Source organism: Micromonospora sp. 4G55 (assembly GCF_016803375.1).
In genome coordinates this window covers 1-2,177 of record NZ_JAEVHN010000877.1, presented here as the reverse complement: position 1 = coordinate 2,177, position 2,177 = coordinate 1, and the positions used below count along the sequence as shown (strand labels likewise).

At 73.9% G+C, this 2,177-nt stretch carries 2 protein-coding genes and 1 pseudogene; 1 reads left to right on the top strand and 2 read right to left on the bottom strand.

All coding sequences use genetic code 11. The annotated features are described in order from the left end of the window. Positions 1-117: TetR-like C-terminal domain-containing protein (locus JNW89_RS35570; RefSeq protein WP_238452353.1), on the top strand; the 117-nt coding region annotated here is incomplete at its 5' end. Between the two features lie 139 nt (positions 118-256). On the opposite strand, the pseudogene JNW89_RS35565 reads toward JNW89_RS35570, so the two are convergent. After that, a pseudogene (locus JNW89_RS35565) lies at positions 257-1,693 on the bottom strand (GuaB1 family IMP dehydrogenase-related protein). 172 nt (positions 1,694-1,865) lie between these two features. Further along, on the bottom strand, positions 1,866-2,177 hold a 312-nt coding region (locus JNW89_RS35560; protein ID WP_305070570.1), incomplete at its 5' end, for a biotin/lipoyl-containing protein.

Here is a 2,177-nt window from a genome sequence, read left to right as displayed (position 1 = left end):
GCCTGGTCGATCGTGCACGGGTTCGCCACCCTCTGGCTGGCCGGCGCCCTGCCGCCCGAGGCCGGCCGGGACCCCGAGCAGAGCGCCCGCGCGGTCATCCGCCGCCTCTTCGAGTGACCGCGGCCAGCCGCCCGCGATGATCCATCCGTTGCGGCGCGTCGCGGTGTCCCGTCACCCGGACACCGCGACTCGCCGCGACGGCGGGGTGGGCCAGGCCGATGCGGCCGAGGTCAACCGCCCGCGTCGGGCGGGGTGGTCACCAGCTGGTGGGCAGCGGCATGCCCTCGGTGTAGCCGGCCGTGCTCTGCACGCCCACCAGCGCGCGCTCGTGGAACTCGTCCAGGTTGCGGCGCCGCGTAGGTGAAGGCGCTGCGTACCCCGGCGATGATCTCGTCGATCAGGTCCTCGACGCCAGGCCGGGTCGGGTCCAGGTACATCCGGGCCGAGGAGATGCCCTCCTCGAAGACCGCCTTGCGGGCCCGGTCGAAGGCGCTGTCCTCGGCGGTACGCGCGCTCACCGCCCGGGCCGAGGCCATGCCGAAGCTCTCCTTGTAACGCCGGCCGTCCGGCTCGGTGTAGAGGTCGCCGGGGGACTCGTAGGTGCCGGCGAACCACGACCCGATCATCACGTTGGACGCCCCGGCGGCGAGCGCCAGCGCCACGTCCCGGGGGTGCCGCACGCCGCCGTCCGCCCAGACGTGCCGGCCCAGCGCCCGGGCCGCCGCCGCGCAGTCGAGCACCGCGGAGAACTGCGGCCGGCCCACGCCGGTCATCATCCGGGTGGTGCACATGGCACCCGGGCCGACGCCGACCTTAACGATGTCGGCTCCCGCCTCCACCAGGTCGCGTACGCCCTCGGCGGTGACCACGTTGCCCGCCGCCACCGGCACCGCGGGGTCGAGCTTGCGGACCGCCCGCAGCGCGGAGATCATCCGCTCCTGGTGGCCGTGCGCGGTGTCCACCACCAGGGTGTCCACCCCGGCGCCAGCAGCGCCTCGGCCTTGCCGGTCACGTCGCCGTTGATGCCGACGGCGGCGGCGATGCGCAGCCGGCCCCGGTCGTCCACGGCCGGCCGGTAGAGGGTGGCGCGCAGCGCGCCCTGCCGGGTCAGCACGCCGATCAGCCGGCCGTCGGCGTCCACCACCGGGGCCAGCCGGCGCCGTCCGGCCGACAGCCGGTCGAAGCCGGTACGCGGGTCGGCGTCCGCCGGCACGGTGTGCAGCTCGGTCGACATCACGTGCCGCAGCTGGGCGAAGCGGTCCACGCCGACGGTGTCCGCCTCGGTGACCACGCCGAGCGGGCGGCCCCCCTCGTCGACCACGATCACCGCGCCGTGCGACCGCTTCGGCAGCAGGTGGATGGCGTCACCGACGGTGTCGGTCGGGCCGAGCGTGATGGGCGTGTCGTGCACCAGGTGCCGCTGCTTGACCCAGGCGACGACGTTGGCCACCACCTCGATCGGGATGTCCTGCGGGATGACCGCGATCGCGCCGCGCCGGGCGACGGTCTCCGCCATCCGGCGGCCGGAGACCGCCGTCATGTTGGAGACCACCAGCGGGATGGTGGTGCCCGTGCCGTCGCCGGTGGCCAGGTCGACGTCGAGTCGCGAGCCCACCTCGGAGCGGGCCGGCGCCATGAAGACGTCGTTGTAGGTCAGGTCGTGCGCGGGGACCGCGCCATGAAGGAACCGCACCCGGCCATCATTCCTGCTCGCGGCCCGGTCCGCCGCCGCTGGTGTCCCAAACCACCCCCGCCAGGCCGCGGCCCCCACCCCCGCCGAGGTGCGCTTACAGAGAAAGAGTGGCTTCCCGGGTGGGAATAGCCACTCTTTCTCTGTAAGTGGGGGGTCGGTCTGTGGGGGACGGTCAGGCGATGGTGCAGATCGCCGCGCCGGCGGTGATCACCGCACCGACCTCGGCCGACAGTCCGCTGACCGTACCGGCCTTGTGGGCGTGCAGCGGCTGCTCCATCTTCATCGCCTCCAGCACGACCACCAGGTCGCCCTCGGCGACGGCGTCCCCGTCCGCCACGGCGATCTTGACGATGGTGCCCTGCATCGGCGAGGTGAGCGCGTCGCCGCTGACCGCCGCGCCGGCCTTGGCCCGATCGTCGCGCAGGTCGCCGTGCCGGTACGCGACGACGACGACGTGGAGACGCTCACCGAGCGCATCAAGGAG